This window comes from Providencia sp. 2024EL-00732, assembly GCF_044006275.1.
Lineage (GTDB): Bacteria > Pseudomonadota > Gammaproteobacteria > Enterobacterales > Enterobacteriaceae > Providencia > Providencia huashanensis.
In genome coordinates, this window is sequence record NZ_JBIPDG010000001.1 from 882149 (window position 1) to 900250 (window position 18102).

Here is an 18102-nt window from a genome sequence, read left to right on the forward strand (position 1 = left end):
GTATGCGAATAGATACTCTAAATAATCTAAATTGCAGCAAAGCAACAAATAAGTCGCTAAGCGCATACACACGTTTATGACTAGATGTGAATGAGCGTAGTCAACAATACCGCAGTTTGAAGTATGGCGAGTATTAACTCTGTTCCACTAACACAGGTCTAATACCATGCACGACAAAATTTTTGCTCTACCTGTTATTAAGCAGCTGTCTGCTTATATCACACAACGCCAACTTGGCGATCTCCCCCTAATTGTCGTTTCACATCCTAAAGTTTGTGGCGCTGTCAGTTTACAAGGTGCTCAGCTCATTGATTGGCAACCTGCTGGGCAAAAACCATGCCTTTGGTTAAGTTCCGAAAGTGCCTTCAAAGAAGGTGTCGCGATCCGTGGTGGTATCCCCATTTGTTGGCCATGGTTTGGTCCGGTTTCCCCACCTAGCCACGGCTTTGCTCGTCTCTTACCTTGGCAGTTCACCGCACATAATGAACATGAAGATGGTGTAATTTTAACCTTTACACTCACAGATACCGATTATACCCGTAAATTATGGCCTCATGAATTTACCTTAATCCTGAGAATGAAGCTTGGTGAAACCTGTGAGCTCGAATTAGAAAGTTATGGGGACTTCGAAACTACAGCGGCACTTCACACCTACTTCAATATTAGCGATATTCAAAAGGCTACCGTCTATGGGTTAGGTGGTCACTATTTTGATAAAGTCGCGGATAAAGAAGTATATGAAAATGAAGCGCTTAAATTCAATAAGCATATTGACCGCATTTACTCTGAACCCGAAGAGTACAGTTTATTACGTGATGACGGCTGGGCTCGTACTATTGAGATTCACCATTATCATAACAGTGATGTTGTCTGCTGGAATCCTTGGGCTGAATTATCATGTAGCATGCAAGACATGCCAAATAATGGGTATAAACAAATGGTATGCGTTGAAACTGCCTGTATCAATGTGCCAATGAAAAGTGATGCACAACACCCTGCCCGTTTATCCCTTGTGATGATTACTCGTGAGAATAAACCACAAGATTAATAATCTAATTTCAAAAAAATACCCCCTGATAGAAATTACATTTCAGAGGGTATTTTTTATTCATAGCAATCTTATAAGGTAAAATTAGAAAGTATAAGTTACCCCTGTCCATAAGATCGCAGAAACATCTTTATTTACCATTGGGCTGTCTTTAACTTCACTCGACATGAAGTCTACACGTCCCATAGCGAAAGCCGTCCAATTTTCATCAAAACGGTAATTACCTGACAACTCTAAGTACGGTGACCAGCTGTCACTTGGTTTATAACGTTTTAGCCCACTATTACGAGACTCTTTGGAAGAAACCCCATACTCATAACGTGTTTGATTTTTACTATCCCACTTAATACCTACACCTGGAGTCAGAGACCATTTGTCACCTTCAAAGCCATATAAATAAGCTGCTTCAGCGCGTAAGCCATTACTGATCCCTAAGATATCACCGGAGCCATTAAACCTTAATGTCCCCCAATCCGCTTTATGTCGATAGGTTAAACCCGCCATGACAGTATCACGACGGCGGTTTAGCTCACGCATGGCATCGTTATCATTTTCTTTAGGCTTGAAAAATTGTGGGTAATAATATGCATCCAATGATAATTGGTCTTGCTGATCATTCCACAAATAGTAACCTGCAGCTAATGTATGAAAGTAAAAATTTTCACTATCATAATTCACGATAGGAACTGGAGTTAGATAATCACGGGATTTAATCCCTTTATAAGGTGTCGATTGCGCCAATACTGAGGCACCTACTGACCATGTACCGGCAAGTGCAGTACTTGATAACACACTCAATGCAACTGCAAGTGTGGTTAACTTAATCGTTTTAGACATATAAAAACCTAAAAAAATGAGAAATGGATCACTGATATATTATATCAATCCGAAACTATTCCCAATACTCATAACCTAAATCACATTTAAAGCTAAATATGTGAATTAAACAGCAAAATTGGTTAACATTCATTCTACGCTGTTTTGGTAAGATACAGGAACTCTTTTTGCTAATGCACACAATAATTCATACCCAATAGTCCCCGCTGCATGAGCAACATCATCAACAGGTAAATTTTGCCCCCACAGTTCAACCTTATCCCCTAATTGCAAATTGCGGCAATCACTCACGTCAATTGTTAGCATGTCCATAGAAACAGCCCCAAGCAGTGCACAACGCATTCCTTGGCACCATACTGGCGTTCCATTAGGCGCATGGCGGGGATAGCCATCGGCATAACCACATGCAACGGTTGCAATACGCATTGGTTTAGTCGAGGTAAACCTGCTTCCATAACCAATCGACTGCCCGGCTTCAATTTCATGGATTGCAATCACTTCTGATTGTAAACTCATCGCAGCTTTCAGGCCTAACCCTATAATATCTGCCGATTTGCCACTAGGTGAAGCGCCATACAATAAAATACCCGTTCGGATCCAATCATACTGCGTGTATTGGTGCCATAATGCAGCCCCTGAGTTAGCAATGCAGGTTTCTAATGATAAATGTTGAAACTGTTGAATAAGTTGAAAAGGTACTGTTACACCTGTTTTTGTATCTGAATTTGCGAAATGACTCATTAAGGTTAAGCTTTTTACATGGGGGATAGCTGCTAACCGTTCGACTACAGTTTCATAGTCAGTATGAGAAAAACCTAGCCGGTTCATACCACTATTCAACTTGATATATACTGAAATTGGCGCAGAAAACTGTGCATTTTCAATAGCCGCTAATTGCCAGTCACTATGGACACTGGTCGTCAAATTGTATTGGTCAATCAGCTGTAAGTCTTGTGGTTGAAAAAAGCCCTCTAATAACAAAATTGGTCCTTTCCACCCCTCATCACGCAATAAAATTGCCTCATGAAGATCTAACACAGCAAAACCATCGGTTTCTTTTAATGCTGGCCAAATATGCTTTATACCATGACCATAACCGTCCGCCTTCATGACTGACCAAATTTTACACTTTTCTGTGTGCTGCCGTACTATAGATAAGTTATGTTGCAAATTTTGTAGATGAATAACCGCACTAATTGGGCGTGGCATCTTAATTCCTTAAATACATTATTTTTTAATCAGCGATAGACTGTAATTGCAACTTCATGTACTCCCATTTAACGCACTGGCGTCAAATGACCGCTGCTTACAAGCTTGGTATTAAAACCATCAAGATACCTAAATACAGACAAATCATCCGAAGCAATATCAGGCGTGTTACCTGAAATTAAATCCGCCAGCAGTTTTCCAGAACCACATGCCATTGTCCAACCTAAAGTGCCATGCCCCGTGTTTAGATATAGATTATTGTATGCCGTTGGCCCGACTATTGGTGTGCCATCTGGCGTCATAGGCCGAAGCCCAGTCCAAAACTGAGCCTTTTCGATATCACCACCACCTTGATATAAATCTTGTACCACCATTTTTAAGGTTTCGCAGCGTTTTTTAAGGACATCAAGATTAAAACCGACAACTTCGGCCATTCCACCGACACGAATGCGATCATCAAAACGCGTTACCGCGATTTTATAAGTTTCATCAAGTATGGTAGAAGCGGGTGAACGCTGCTCATCAATAATCGGCATTGTTAATGAATACCCTTTTAATGGATAAACCGGAATTTGCACAAGACCCTGTAGTATTGATGTTGAATAAGACCCCATAGCAACAACATACTGATCCGCTTGCACGATTTGGCCATCAATACGGATACCACTAATACGTTTACCATCCGTTAAAATTTGTTCAACCTGTTGACCAAATTGGAATTTAACCCCAGCTAGTTGTGCCATTTTAGCGAGTTTTTTAGTAAATTGCTGGCAATCACCGGTTTCATCATTCGGCAACCTCAACCCACCAGTTAGCTTATGTTTAACAAATTCTAATGCAGGTTCAGCTTTAATGAGTTGGTCGGATGTTAAAAGCTCATAAGGCACGCCTTCCTGTTGTAACACTGCAATATCATTAGCAGCATTATCAAACTGTTTAGCTGTGCGGAACAGCTGTAATGTGCCCCCTTGACGGGCTTCATAGCCAATCCCCGTATCAGCCCTAAGTTGCCGAATACAGTCGCGGCTATACTCCGCAATCCTTACCATGCGACTTTTATTCATCGCATAATGTTGAATATCACAGTTTTTCAGCATCTGCCACATCCAGCGCAACTGAAATAACGTACCATCAGGCCGAATAGCTAATGGAGCATGTTTTTCAAACATCCACTTCACTGCTTTTAGTGGTATGCCTGGTGCCCCCCATGGCGTTGCGTAACCAGGGGATATTTGCCCTGCATTAGCTGCGCTGGTTTCTTCTGCTACATCATGCTGCCTATCAACAACCAGTACTTCATGGCCTTCTTGAGCTAAATACCATGCTGTTGTAACACCAATCACTCCTGCCCCTAACACTAGAACTTTCATAAGCACCCCAGATGCAAAGTATTCAATTATTATTTAGGATAATATTCTAGAAATTATTTGCCAATGTGGTGAATTAACACTTTTAACAAAATAGATAATAAAACCAACACTTGATGATTTTTATTTACAAAAAAGTTAATTGTTCTAGTGAAATTAGAGCCCAAAAACAAAAAAAGAACATATCAAATTGATTTTAAATAAAAATAATTAATCTCAAAAAAACCAAGTTCGATATTTTATACTTTAATTTAATGAATACTGTCTTTTATGGGTGGGTTTACAAATTACGAGACTTAAATTTTTATACTAAAAATATATTCTTTCCTAGTTTATTTATCCAAATAATAATCCATTATGAAAAAAACGATTAAAAATGTTAAAGGAAAGTATATGACTAAAAAGATCATCCCTATTATTTGTGCCCTGAATGTAATTTTTCTATCTATAGCCCCAAGTATTGCAGAAGAGTATTGCGAACCCACCATGAAAAGAAATTTGATAAAAGATAAAGGGAAAAATATATGCTTTTCTATAAGACCCCTTCCTATATGTACCCCCCCAGCAACGGCAGTTTCTTATGTTAAAACTACAGTTCAATTCAATTGTGTAACTAAGGGTGAACATTTGGTTTTAAGCGAAAGTGAGCAATTAAACAAAATAATTACTCGGTTAGAAAATAAAGATGTAGATTATTCCGAAGATATTGCTATCCCTCGCTACTGTACATGTCCTAGCAAACTCTAGTTAATACATATTGTATTTACTAATCTAGTCAATCATTCACTTGTAAAAAAGCCAGCCGACATAAGATGCGGGCTGGCTTTTATGCCTTATCGATTACCTAATTTAGCGAGTGTGTGCTAAATCTGAAGGCATATTACCCTGCATACTATGCCAAATTAAGCCACTTTCCTTCCCGTAATTTCGGACACAATCCATAATGCGATCGTATGCTTGCTCACGGCAAAGATTACTCAATTGTTGGTAAAAACTTAATGCAAGGCGTCTTGCTTCAGGATTAGAGAAATAATAACGCCCAACACGCGTATATAGCCCTCTTAAGCCATTAATAATCAAACCGTAGATAGGGTTACCTGATGCGAATGCAAGCCCACGGAAGACGTTATAATCCAAATCACTAAATGCATCTGAATTATCATCAACTTTTTCTCGGCCAGCTAACACTTCTAACGACTTTTCAGGGTTATTACGAAATGCAGTACGAATAAAAATTGCAGCAATATTAGTCCGCACAGCTAATAAATTATCAATTAGCTGAGGCACTCTATCGTGATCCAATCTGGCCAGTGTTTCCAAAATATTGAGGCCTGATGTTTCCCAATAATTATTCACTTTTGTTGGTTTACCATGTTGAATAGTTAACCAACCGTCACGCGCTAGACGTTGCAACACCTCGCGAAGAGTTGTGCGTGTTACACCGATTAACTCGGAGAGTTCACGCTCAGCGGGTAGTATTGAACCTGGTGGAAAACGGTTGTTCCATATGCTCTCAATAATGTACTCTTCCGCGAAACCTGCCGGACTTTGAGCTTTAATAACCATATTTTTATTATTCCAAACATTTAGACGGATATTGGGGAAATCATACCAGATTGTCGTCTCCTGATATAGTTAGACTCAAAATAAAGAGTGAGACGAATCATAGAATTCCCATATAATTCATACATTATCAATTAGCAAATGGGCTTATAATCGATAAAAGATCAGAGTAGTATGTAATAGAACGTTACACGACATCCGTATAAAGAGGATAACGAACCATAATGGATTTTAGTTTAAAAAGTGCTTTTTTGAAAAATTTTCTTGGAAATTCACCAGATTGGTACAAATTAGCAATTATCATATTTCTAATAATAAACCCTGTTGTTTTCTATTTTATCAGCCCTTTTGTGGCAGGCTGGTTATTGGTAATTGAATTTATATTCACCTTAGCAATGGCACTTAAGTGTTATCCATTGCAACCTGGGGGGTTATTAGCAATCGAAGCCGTGATCATCGGCATGACGACACCAAAACAAATTTCACATGAAATAAGCAATAACCTTGAGGTTATTTTACTGTTGATCTTTATGGTCGCCGGTATCTACTTCATGAAGCAATTGCTTTTGTTCGTTTTTACCAAACTGTTGATAAACGTGCGTTCTAAACGCATCCTTTCCCTTGCATTTTGTATGGCGAGTGCATTTTTATCTGCATTTTTAGATGCCTTAACGGTTATAGCCGTAGTCATTAGCGTCTCAATTGGTTTTTATTCTATTTACCATCAATATGCTTCTAACCAACACAGCGATACCGACTTACAAAATGATGGTTTTATTGATAGCACAGAAAAAAAACAAACACTTGAACAGTTCCGTTCTTTTTTGCGCAGCATAATGATGCATGCGGGTATTGGTACTGCCCTTGGTGGGGTGATGACAATGGTGGGGGAACCACAAAATCTGATCATCGCTAAACATGTTAACTGGGACTTTATCACTTTTTATATCCGTATGGCGCCCGTCACTATTCCTGTCTTTATTTGTGGGTTATTAGTGTGCTTTCTTGTCGAGAAGTTTAAGTTATTTGGTTATGGAGCTGAACTCCCTGCTTCCGTGCGCCAAATATTAACCGAGCACGATAAAAAACTAACTGAAAAACGCACCAAAAAAGAGCTGGCACAACTGATTGTTCAAGGTTTAATCGGTATCTGGTTAATTGTGGCTCTTGCTTTCCATTTAGCAGAAGTTGGCTTAATTGGGTTATCGGTCATTGTGATGGCAACCGCTTTTTGCGGCATCACAGAAGAACACGCTCTAGGTAAAGCTTTCGAGGAGGCGCTACCATTTACCGCATTACTTACGGTGTTTTTTAGTATTGTAGCGGTTATCATTGACCAACAGCTATTTACTCCGTTTATTCAATTTGTATTACAGTCATCTGAATCGTCGCAGTTGTCATTGTTCTATCTGTTCAATGGCCTATTATCTGCCGTTTCAGACAATGTATTTGTTGGGACTGTGTATATTACCGAAGCCCTAAAAGCAGCAAATGACGGCTTAGTATCAATGGAACAATACCAATTTCTAGCGGTTGCAATTAATACAGGGACAAACTTACCTTCTGTTGCCACCCCTAATGGTCAAGCTGCTTTCTTATTTTTGCTGACTTCAGCGCTATCACCTTTGATCCGTTTATCATATGGCCGGATGGTATGGATGGCTTTGCCTTATACCATTGTCATGACAATTGTCGGCTTATTAGGCGTTGAGTTATGGCTAGTACCAATAACCTATTGGATGGAAAGTATTGGTTTGATTACATTTGCACAATAACTATACTGATAAACTATGAGCCGTATGCAAATACGGCTCATTTGTAATTTTGCGTAAAACCCTATCTAAAATTGCATTATTTCACTTTAAGTGCTTTTTTTATCCGTCTGATAAGGGCAAAATGTGCGCATCACTCAATTAGGATATTAAGTATGTTCAGATTTTTTAACTACTGCTCACAAGGAAGAGGTGCATGGCTATTGATGGCCTTTACTGCCTTCATGCTCGAGTGTGCTGCTCTATATTTTCAACATGTGATGAAACTACAACCCTGTGTAATGTGTATCTATGAACGCGTTGCATTACTTGGTGTTATGGCTGCCGGCTTAATAGGCGCAATTGCACCACGTAATATTATCATTCGTTGGGTTGCTATCATTATTTGGGTTTATTCTGCTTGGCGTGGCTTAGAGCTTTCTTGGGAACATACCATGCTCCAGCTCTATCCTTCTCCATTCGCATCTTGTGATTTCTTTGTGAACTTCCCTGATTGGCTACCATTGCAAACTTGGGTTCCAGCAGTATTTGAAGCGACGGGTGACTGCGCGGTTAGGCAGTGGGCATTTTTAGGGCTCGATATGCCTCAATGGTTGATTGGTATTTTTGCTGTTTATTTTGTTATCGCCATTATTGTTGCCATTAGCCAATTCTTCCCTGCTAAAAAATGATTTAAACCTTCTTATTGTATCCCCCTAGCTTTAATTTCAAACTGGGGGGATATCTTACATTTAATCTGATTGATAAATATAAATACACATAATTACTGTATTACGTGTTCTAATTTGATTGGGATATTTTTATAGGCAGGTATCCCACATTCCGGGTCATAACTATCCAATGAAATTAAATTATTGGCTTCAGGGAAATAAGTCGCAACGCAACGGTCAGCCATATCATAGATAACCACCGTTAAATTATCTAAACGGCGCTTAGTCGGTTTTTGGTTGCTATCTAACGCAATTAAGTTAACTTTATCCCCCGCTTTTAATTTCTGTTTTTGCGCCTCAGCACCGCTAATAAAAACGACATCCCTTTGCCCAAATACCCCACGATAGCGGTCATTTAACCCGTATATGGTCGTATTATACTGGTCATGGCTGCGCAATGTCGCAAGAACTAGCTCACTATTTACCGCTGAATTAGGGTCTTCAATCACCCCAACAGTTGGAATGAAATTAGCTTTACCTGATTTAGTTAACCAACGCCGCTCAGAAGCCGCATTTGTAAGGTGAAAGCCTCCCGGTATTTTGATGCGGGCGTTAAAGTTATCAAAACCGGGTAATACTGCTTCCATTGCATCACGGATCAGGTCGTAATTACCAATGAAAGCATCCCATTCAACTTTACTATTCGGTATTGTCGCTTTGGCAATCCCTGCAACAATGGCACATTCAGATTTCAAATAAGGGCTACAAGGTTTTAATAACCCCTTTGAGGCATGTACCATTGACATTGAGTCTTCCACTGTCACGCATTGCACTCCACTACTTTGCCTGTCGATTTCACTTCGCCCCAGCACTGGTAGTATGAATGTATTTTTGGCTGTTAATAAATGAGAACGGTTAAGTTTAGTCGCAGTATGCACAGCCAAATCAAGCTTTTTCATGCCTTCAAAGCAGGCATCTTTATCAGGCATGGCAACCGCCAAGTTGCCCCCCATACAGATTAATGCATTTGCACTCCCATTATAAATCGCTTGCATACTGGCAACTGCAGCATGACCGAACTCACTCGGAGGACGAAAACCAAAACGCTGTTCAATTTTATCAAGAAAACTTTTAGATGGTTTTTCTGTGATCCCGACCGTACGGTCGCCCTGTACGTTAGAGTGCCCCCTTAGTGGGCAAATCCCTGCGCCTTCTCGCCCAATATTACCTTTCAGCAACAATAAGTTGACTAATTGCTGTACGTTTTTAGTTCCATGCTGATGCTGAGTTATCCCCATGCCATAGCAAATTATGGTGCTTTTCGCTTCAATATAAAGGTCTGCGATTTCATCAATAGACTCATGCGATAAGCCTGATACCCTTAAAATATCGTCCCAACTGGTCGTCAGTAAATCATTTTTTAATGTTTCATACCCATCGGTATGGGCTGATATAAACTCGGTATCTAGGAGCGCTTTTTCGCCTGAGTCAATGGCCGCCTGATGTCGCTCAATCAGCCGCTTCATGACCCCTTTGATTAAAGCTGTATCTCCCCCAATCCGCACTTTATAATAATGACCAGCAAGTGGGGTTGATTCTAATGTCAGCATTTCTATTACGTCTTGCGGATATGTAAAACGTTCAAGACCACGTTCTCTTAACGGATTAATCGCTATAATTTTAGCTCCCCGTTTAGAAACTTCACGTAACGAACTAAGCATTCGTGGATGGTTAGTCCCAGGGTTATGGCCGATACAAATAATTAAATCCGCTTTATCAAAATCCTCTAATAATACCGTTGCTTTACCAACCCCTATCGAAGCAGCTAGCCCAACACTTGTGGGCTCATGACACATATTTGAACAGTCAGGAAAATTATTTGTTCCGTATTCTCTGGCCAGTAATTGATATAAAAATGCCGCTTCATTCGAAGTTCTACCTGACGTATAAAATTCAACAGTATTTGGATCAGAATAACTCCGCAGACGCTCTCCTATTTGTTGAAATGCATCATCCCATTCGACCGGTTCATATTTATCTGTTAATGAATTATATTTCATTGGGTGCGTTAAACGTCCTTCATTCTCTAAATGAAAATCATCCCAATCAAGTAATTCAGTTACTGTATGTTTTTCAAAAAAATGGGGGGTAGTACGTTTTGATGTGGCCTCCCAAGCAATGGCTTTGGCTCCATTTTCGCAGATATCGAAAGAAGCGGTATGTACTGGATCTGGCCACGCACACCCCGGACAGTCAAAGCCGTCGACCTTATTCATATCAAACATTGCAATAATATCATGACCCACTTTCATTTGTTCACGCAATGCTTCTGCAACAGCTTTAACTGCCCCCCAACCGGCGGCAGGTCCAGTGTATTCTTCAATTTTCTTTTTCATTTGTCATTACTCTTTAATAAATAGAACATGTATTTATCTGCGTTTTTATAATTATCTAAATTGCTTTTACAATTTAATACTAGTAATTAAAAAATTAAATATCAATAATTAAATTAAGGACTTAAATAGATGCTCGCAATTAGATGATGGACAAATGAATGTTTTAAAATAAAAATAAAACCTAATAAATAATTATTAAAATTATTTTATGAATTTAATGTTTAATATTTAATAAGTAATCAACCTCATATTAACGATTAATAAGAGGTTAATACATTTCATAAAAAGATGAGTTATATGCAAGCACCGGATTGAATAATATCAGCAGCGCAACGTTTACCATTGGCGAATTGACAAACCGCAGTTTGAGTTCCATTTAACTCTAGAGTAAGTGCAGGTAAACCGCCAGCCGAAACACAAGCTTCTTGTACACCTGGGCCCAAATTAACAATTTGTTGAGCATAATTTGCAGCTACGGTATCTGCTTGGTCGGTTTTATTTCCACCAGAACTGCTACAGGCGGATAAAGTGAAAACGAATGCCCCAGCAGCAACCATTGACATTATCGTTTGTAACCGCAAATTGATTCTAAGTCTCATTTCTTTCTCCGCTAACACTCGCTCTACATAATGATTTTGTAGCACTTATTAATGCGTACCACTCTTTGAGAGTAGATTGATGATTAAAACACCAACTATAATAAACAGCATACCAATAATTGCAGGTAAATCGAGCTTTTGGTTGTAAATATAAATTGCAGCAATAGAAACTAACACAATCCCTAACCCTGACCAGATCGCATAAGCTATCCCTAATGGCATTACTTTGACTACTTGCGAAAGTCCCCAAAAAGACACCGCATAACCAATCACCACCACTAAAGAAGGCCAAAAACGACTAAAACCATCTGAAGCCTTAAGCGTTGTCGTAGCAATAACCTCAGCGATAATAGAAATAAATAAAAAGCTCAGCCCTTTCATACATTTTCCTTATTATTAAAATTATTAACGGTAAAATTTACCCTATACCTTTTATTCATACAAATAATGAACAATAAAAAGCCCCATCTTTCTTTACGAAAGACAGAGCGTTATTTTTATAAATTTTCTTACAAAACTGACTAATGGCTTGTTGCAACTGCAGTTTTATCTTCCAGCGATTGACTATAACGTTTAAATAAGTAAATACACAAAATCAATGTAATTATACCAATACACCCGCCAATATAACCAATATTAGTCATCCCCATATGAACAATAACTAGGTTCCCCAGTAGCGCACCGCCACCAATACCTATATTAAAAATCCCTGAGAAAATTGACATTGCCAAGTCAGTTGCATCAGGAGATAAATCAATCACTTTAACCTGTAGACCTAAGCCGATACACATCATGGCGATACCCCAGAAAACGGATAGCATAATCAACGACCAGACATCTGAGCCTAAAGGCATTAGCAATAATAAACACACCGTCATTAGGGCAATTGCTGTTGGTAAGAAAAACAACGAAAACTTGCTACTATAACGACTAAATATAACACTCCCGATAATGCCAGCCCCACCAAAAATCAGTAACAATAATGTCGCAAAATTTTGGCTTTGCAATGCGATTTCACGGACAAAAGGTTCAATGTAACTGTAAGCAGTAAAATGAGCAGTCACAGCTAGAACAGTTAACGCAAACATCCCCACCAGTGCGGGACGTTTAAATAAGACGGGGACACTTTTTAACGAACCGGAGTGTTCACTCGGTAAACGAGGTAGGAAACGTATTAACACTATCATGGTAAATAAGGCAATAACACCAATACATAAAAAGGTGACCCTCCACCCTAAAAATTGCCCTATTACACGCCCAATTGGTAGCCCTAAAACAGTTGCTAATGCGGTACCTGTTGCTAATAAGCCCAACGCTTGCGCCTTCTTGCCTGCTGGTGCAACACGAATAGCTAAAGAAGCCGTTATCGACCAAAATACCGCATGCGATAAAGCAACGCCAATTCGCCCACCAATTAGTATTTCAAAGCTCCATGCAAACCCTGAAATAATATGGCTAACAATAAAAATGACAAATAAAAAAGCTAATAATTTACGACGCTCAATTTTACTGGTTAATAACATTAAGGGTAACGACATCAATGCTACGACCCAAGCATAAATCGTAATCATTAACCCTGTATGAGCGACTGACATGTCAAAACTTTGTGCAATATCACTAAGTAGTGCAACTGGGACAAATTCTGTTGTATTAAAAACAAACGCTGCAACCGCAAGAGCGACTACGCGGATCCACGCTGTTCTTCTAGAAACCTGAGTCATATTCATCTTAGCCTTCATTTCCCACAAGTAAAATGCACTAACTGATTAACAGCTTGTGAAGGTTGCCGCGAAAGGATATTAGTATTCGATATGGGTTTGATTAACCATTCAGCTCTTATTTAAGCTAAAACCCATTTTTGTGAATTATATCACAACTTTCAGTGGGGCTTAAAGGTCAGGCTTCCGCCAGCGAGCACAAAAACAGGAAGGTTTCCCTGTTATATCCCCCCTTAACGTATATAGGTTCCCCTTGTTTAGCAAATAACTATTACGCTCATTTATCTGAAAGCACATATCATTCCTTTTTATGCTACAATCTCACGATTATTTTTTATTTTTAAAGGACCTTGTTAATGAAAAACCATTTCCCTACTGATCCTGACGTGAATACTTTAGCTGATGAGATAACTTGTTTAAAAAATTTACTCACTCATATGCTTAAAGCTATTGGTCAAGCTGATGCAGGTAAAATTTTAATCAAAATGCAACGTGAAATCGCACTCATAGAAGATGAAAAACAAGCAGAAACCTATAAAAACACGTTAGAACAAATAAAAACGGCCTATCGCCAATAGATTATTTAGCGATAAATGCTATTTTAAGGATATATATTCTATTGAGTGGTTTAAACTGCACAAATAACTAAGTTTTGAATTTTTAAATCAACTATCTTAGTTCTCGAATTAAACCATTCTTTATTCATTTAGCTCCCCCTTCAGACCCTATGAAGGGGGCTTTTTTTATCTACCAACACAGTTTATTAATTAAACATTATTCCGCTTATAAATATCTTGGCAGTACTGCACGTACTCATCGAGTGTTGTAGTTGAAGTTTGTTTTTCCCAACATTTTTGTTCTTCAAAGGCCCATACTTTGAACAATTGACCAAGATTGGCTCCTGACATCCCAACCTCTTTATAGATCCTATGATAAAAACCTTGTTCAGAACGGTAGATTTCAAATTTAAATGCAACTAGTCGTGCGGGATTTGTCGTTGTCATAAAATCATTACCAAACACCAACGTTTTTTCCAGAATATCCATTTGGTCTCCTTGTGAATAAGTCAAAAGTTAATAGATAATATTTCATAAGTGAAAATTGATTAACTATTCTTAGCATAGCGCATTTAAACCTATTGCGTAGTTTGGTTTACATAAAACCCATTGAAAGCACTTAGAGATGATTAACCAAAAAGGGGTAAGGATACACACTAATTTAATGAAGAAGCTTCACCGAAGTGAAGCTTTTTACGGGGGGTATTTATGATTTGTTATCGTATAACTGTTTAGCCATATCAATACTATCCGCATTAACATCTTTTATATGGTCTCGAGTTAATCGATACACTACAGGGCTCAATAACAACAATGCAATTAAGTTAGGGATTGCCATCATCGCATTTAGCGTATCAGCCAATAACCAGACAAAATCAAGTGATTGGGTTGCACCGATTGGTAAAGCGATTAACCAAAGCACTCTAAACGGTTTGATAGCCCTTAATCCAAATAGATACTGCACACATTTTTCACCATAAAAACTCCACCCCAAAATGGTGGTAAATGCAAAAACAGCTAACGCAATAGCGACAATATAATTCCCACCCGGTATTGCTGATTGAAATGAAAAAGCGGTCAGCGTTGCGCCTGTCTGGCTAGTCAACCACCCTCCAGTGATAATGATCGTCAAACCAGTGACTGAACACACAATAATAGTATCAATAAACGTACCAAGCATTGCAATTAGCCCTTGGCGAATAGGGTTCTGTGTTTTCGCCGCAGCATGGGCAATAGGAGCACTTCCTAAGCCTGCTTCATTGGAAAAAACCCCTCTCGCAACCCCAAAGCGAATCGCAGCCCAAACAGCAGCACCGGCAAAGCCACCTTGTGCCGCCACAGGGTTAAACGCAGACGTCACTACTAAGGAAATTGCAGCAGGGATTTGCGTAAAATAAATACCAAGTACAATTAACCCTGCACCAAAATAAGCGACAGTCATAAATGGTACTAACTTACCAGCGACATCAGAGATACGGCGTAATCCACCAATCAACACTGCACCAACAAGTAAAACCAATACCCCTGCTGTTAACCACTTATGCACTCCAAAGTTACTTTCTAGTACATCCGCCACTGAGTTAGCTTGTACCGTATTACCGATGCCAAAACTTGCACATGCACCAAAAAAAGCAAATAGAGTACCTAACCAAATCCATTTAGGCCCCAATCCATTTTTGATGTAATACATTGGGCCACCAATATATTGCCCATATTTATCCACTTCACGAAAACGAACTGCAAGTACAGCTTCAGAGTATTTAGTTGCCATTCCAACCAACGCTGTCATCCACATCCAAAAGAGTGCTCCAGGCCCTCCCATCACAACAGCAGTTGCCACCCCTGCAATATTCCCAGTCCCAATTGTTGCAGACAATGCTGTCATCAAAGCATTAAATGGCGATATTTGCCCTTCACCGCGTGACTCGTTTTTTTGAAATAATAATCTAAAACCTGTTCCTATTTTCCTTATTGGCAAGAACGCGAGCCTAATTTGCATGTATATGCCAACGCCTAAAATCCCAACTAGCATAGGTACGCCCCATACTATCCCGTTGAGTTCACTTAACCACGTAGTTATTAGCTCCATCTTACCCCCAAGTTAATCACTCTTATTTTTTAATTAACATTTATTAAACAAATTACCATCAATTTAATAAAGATTAAAAATGAAATAAAAGCGAACAAAAATTTAAAAAATTACCACTTACGATGCAAGATTGTGAGAAAGCTCACTTGTGATTAATATGTTTTAATTACCGATACAGTTAAATTGTGAATAAATCTTAAGCTTAAAATTTCTTACTGATTAACAGCTTTCTTGGTACAAGTGAGAGGACTTTTGTCCATAAAAAAAGCCCAGTAATAAAATGATTACTGGGCTTAGTTTTTAGATTTCGACTAAACAGTTAAGTTAGACTATTTTAAATACTCACCTGAACGCAGTGCTTCGATTCGTTTATCTAATGGTGGGTGAGATAAAAACAATTCACTAAATGCTTTTCCTCGGCCATTGATACAAAATGCCATTAAGCGCCCTTCTTCTTGCGGCTCATAACTCGTTTTCAGTCGTTGTAATGCGGCGATCATTTTTTCGCGCCCGACTAGTTTTGCCGACCCGGCATCTGCATGGAATTCACGATAACGAGAGAACCACATAGTGATAATGCTGGCTAAAATACCAAAAACAATTTCCAACACCATGGAAACGGCGAAATACACCATAGGGTTACCGTTACTACTTTCACTTTCATTATCGCTGTTTGACATAAAGCCTGCCGCGAGTTGTGCGATAATACGTGAAATAAAGATAACAAAAGTATTCACAACCCCTTGTAATAAGGTCATTGTTACCATGTCACCGTTCGCAATATGGCTAATTTCGTGAGCAATAACCGCTTCCGCTTCGTCACGGCTCATATTTTCTAATAAACCAGTACTTACTGCGACTAACGAAGCATCACGACGGGCTCCCGTAGCGAACGCATTGATATCCGGCGCATGGTAAATAGCCACCTGTGGCATTTGGATACCAACTTGTTGTGCTTGGCGCTCTACCGTTGACATTAACCATTGCTCTGTTTGGTTGCGAGGAGTTTCAATTACCTCACCACCAACTGATTTCAAAGCCATCCATTTAGACATCAGCAGTGAGATAAATGCACCACCAAAACCAAATAACCCCGCCATGATCATCAAGCCTTGGACACTACTACCTCTAATACCGGTTAAGCTTAAGATTATTCCAAACACAAACATAACGGCTAAGTTTGTGAGTAAGAATAAAGCAATTCTCATCATTTTTTTGTATTCCTTGGTAAAAACTAATATCACGTAGAATTTACTTTATAAATAAGGTTTTTTCACACTATTTCAAGTCAATTAACATCAAAATATTAAAAAACAACATAACTTTACATTGAAACCACTAAAACGGGTTACTATTTTCTCTATTCAATCACAATAAAGAATGATTAAATTTAACCAATTGTTTTTAAAGGCTCAATTTATAACCAGCTCACATTAAATTGTTCCAATATTAAAATGATAATGCTGGTTATTATACGTATGGAAATTTATTCGTGCATTTAATTATATTTCCAGCAACTTTATTCGCTAAATCGATAAATATCAGTCTTTATTAGCCTATTTCAGAAAAACAAAGCCACCTTAAGATGGCTTTGGTTGCTTTTTCTTTTACCGCTTTTGCCGAATCTTTATCGGTGGCTTTAGTTGCTTTTTCTTTTACCGCTTTTGCCGAATCTTTATCGGTGGCTTTAGTTGCTTTTTCTTTTATCGCTTTTGCCGAATCTTTATCGGTGGCTTTAGTTGCTTTTTCTTTTATCGCTTTTGCTGGATCTGATGCCTTATCACTCTTTTTAGCCACCTTTTCATTTACCGTTTTATTTGCTCTATCTCCCGTTGCCTTTACTGGATCAGAAATAGAGGGCTTACTTGATTGCTTGGTAACACCAGAGCCAATGGTTGCTCCTGCAATACCCGCTTTACTGTTAATATCATTTTTCAATGATGTGGTGCACACTTGTTCTGAGCGGCTAGTGGAGCCATCATTACAAATGAACTTACCGCTTTCACAGCGATCGACCCCACCTTTGCTCCCTGAACAAGGGTAGTTTCTTGCTGTTGCTGTGTTTATTGATGAAGCCATCATGATACTAACCGCGATTAAACCTATAACTAATTTACCCATGGTATTGCCTCTTTGATTAAGAACCCTTATCAAAAGTTTAGAATAAATTAATTAAAGGTAAAGAAATCTAGAATGACACGATTATTTTAGGAGATAAAAACTATCTAATACCTGTTTTAACTTTTTCTCAGACATTAAGTCATCATCGATGACTTTAAATAAAAGAAAACCCCATA

Annotated in this window: 17 protein-coding genes; 5 read left to right on the top strand and 12 right to left on the bottom strand. The window is 38.8% G+C overall.

Features of this window, described 5'->3' with window-relative positions; all coding sequences use genetic code 11:
• Positions 1 to 166 precede the first annotated feature (166 nt).
• A complete protein-coding gene (locus tag ACHB7C_RS04060) occupies positions 167 to 1048 on the top strand; it encodes a D-hexose-6-phosphate mutarotase (protein ID WP_042843620.1) in 882 nt (293 codons plus the stop codon).
• Between the two features lie 84 nt (positions 1049 to 1132).
• On the opposite strand, the gene ACHB7C_RS04065 is transcribed toward ACHB7C_RS04060, so the two are convergent.
• The 3 genes from ACHB7C_RS04065 to ACHB7C_RS04075 form a co-directional block, all read right to left on the bottom strand.
• Positions 1133 to 1885, bottom strand: coding sequence for a MipA/OmpV family protein (locus ACHB7C_RS04065; RefSeq protein ID WP_129465961.1), 753 nt, complete (start codon positions 1883 to 1885; stop codon positions 1133 to 1135).
• Positions 1886 to 2014: 129 nt separating this feature from the next.
• Entirely contained in the window at positions 2015 to 3094 is a 1080-nt protein-coding gene (gene alr, locus ACHB7C_RS04070; RefSeq protein WP_042843617.1) for an alanine racemase, read from the bottom strand.
• A 68-nt stretch (positions 3095 to 3162) separates the two neighbouring features.
• Entirely contained in the window at positions 3163 to 4464 is a 1302-nt protein-coding gene (locus ACHB7C_RS04075; RefSeq protein WP_048607295.1) for a D-amino acid dehydrogenase, read from the bottom strand.
• Between the two features lie 390 nt (positions 4465 to 4854).
• Between ACHB7C_RS04075 and ACHB7C_RS04080 the strand changes: the two genes are divergently transcribed.
• Positions 4855 to 5208, top strand: coding sequence for a hypothetical protein (locus ACHB7C_RS04080; protein WP_048607296.1), 354 nt, complete (start codon positions 4855 to 4857; stop codon positions 5206 to 5208).
• Positions 5209 to 5310: 102 nt separating this feature from the next.
• On the opposite strand, the gene fadR is transcribed toward ACHB7C_RS04080, so the two are convergent.
• Positions 5311 to 6027 carry a fatty acid metabolism transcriptional regulator FadR gene (gene fadR / locus ACHB7C_RS04085; RefSeq protein WP_042843613.1) on the bottom strand — a complete coding sequence of 239 codons (717 nt, stop codon included), beginning with the start codon at positions 6025 to 6027 and terminating at the stop codon, positions 5311 to 5313.
• A gap of 221 nt (positions 6028 to 6248) precedes the next feature.
• Between fadR and nhaB the strand changes: the two genes are divergently transcribed.
• A complete protein-coding gene (nhaB, locus tag ACHB7C_RS04090) occupies positions 6249 to 7799 on the top strand; it encodes a sodium/proton antiporter NhaB (RefSeq protein WP_042843612.1) in 1551 nt (516 codons plus the stop codon).
• 152 nt (positions 7800 to 7951) lie between these two features.
• Positions 7952 to 8467 (top strand): disulfide bond formation protein DsbB, encoded by a 516-nt coding sequence (dsbB, locus tag ACHB7C_RS04095; protein ID WP_048607298.1) that lies wholly within the window; start codon positions 7952 to 7954, stop codon positions 8465 to 8467.
• 92 nt (positions 8468 to 8559) lie between these two features.
• Here the strand turns inward: dsbB and ACHB7C_RS04100 are convergent, their stop codons facing one another.
• The 4 genes from ACHB7C_RS04100 to ACHB7C_RS04115 form a co-directional block, all read right to left on the bottom strand.
• Positions 8560 to 10842, bottom strand: coding sequence for an FdhF/YdeP family oxidoreductase (locus ACHB7C_RS04100; RefSeq protein WP_042843610.1), 2283 nt, complete (start codon positions 10840 to 10842; stop codon positions 8560 to 8562).
• A gap of 293 nt (positions 10843 to 11135) precedes the next feature.
• A complete protein-coding gene (locus tag ACHB7C_RS04105; RefSeq protein WP_042843609.1) occupies positions 11136 to 11441 on the bottom strand; it encodes a DUF333 domain-containing protein in 306 nt (101 codons plus the stop codon).
• Between the two features lie 48 nt (positions 11442 to 11489).
• Positions 11490 to 11822: a multidrug efflux SMR transporter gene (locus ACHB7C_RS04110; protein WP_042843608.1), complete on the bottom strand. Its 333-nt coding sequence runs from the start codon at positions 11820 to 11822 to the stop codon at positions 11490 to 11492.
• 140 nt (positions 11823 to 11962) lie between these two features.
• Positions 11963 to 13162, bottom strand: a complete 1200-nt coding sequence (locus ACHB7C_RS04115; protein ID WP_370661192.1) for a sugar transporter — start codon at positions 13160 to 13162, stop codon at positions 11963 to 11965.
• A 353-nt stretch (positions 13163 to 13515) separates the two neighbouring features.
• Here ACHB7C_RS04115 and ACHB7C_RS04120 point away from each other — a divergent pair, with 353 nt between their 5' ends.
• A complete protein-coding gene (locus tag ACHB7C_RS04120; RefSeq protein ID WP_042843606.1) occupies positions 13516 to 13737 on the top strand; it encodes a DUF2594 family protein in 222 nt (73 codons plus the stop codon).
• Between the two features lie 189 nt (positions 13738 to 13926).
• Here ACHB7C_RS04120 and ACHB7C_RS04125 read toward each other — a convergent pair whose 3' ends face one another.
• The 4 genes from ACHB7C_RS04125 to ACHB7C_RS04140 form a co-directional block, all read right to left on the bottom strand.
• Entirely contained in the window at positions 13927 to 14205 is a 279-nt protein-coding gene (locus tag ACHB7C_RS04125; RefSeq protein WP_042843605.1) for a hypothetical protein, read from the bottom strand.
• Between the two features lie 217 nt (positions 14206 to 14422).
• The gene (locus ACHB7C_RS04130) at positions 14423 to 15805 is read right to left on the bottom strand and encodes a sodium:alanine symporter family protein (RefSeq protein ID WP_042843604.1); all 1383 of its coding nucleotides are present in this window, start codon (positions 15803 to 15805) and stop codon (positions 14423 to 14425) included.
• Between the two features lie 329 nt (positions 15806 to 16134).
• On the bottom strand, positions 16135 to 17016 hold the full coding sequence (gene htpX / locus ACHB7C_RS04135) for a protease HtpX (RefSeq protein ID WP_042843603.1): 882 nt from the start codon (positions 17014 to 17016) through the stop codon (positions 16135 to 16137).
• A gap of 340 nt (positions 17017 to 17356) precedes the next feature.
• A complete protein-coding gene (locus tag ACHB7C_RS04140; RefSeq protein ID WP_395346464.1) occupies positions 17357 to 17926 on the bottom strand; it encodes a cell envelope biogenesis protein TolA in 570 nt (189 codons plus the stop codon).
• Positions 17927 to 18102: the final 176 nt, after the last annotated feature.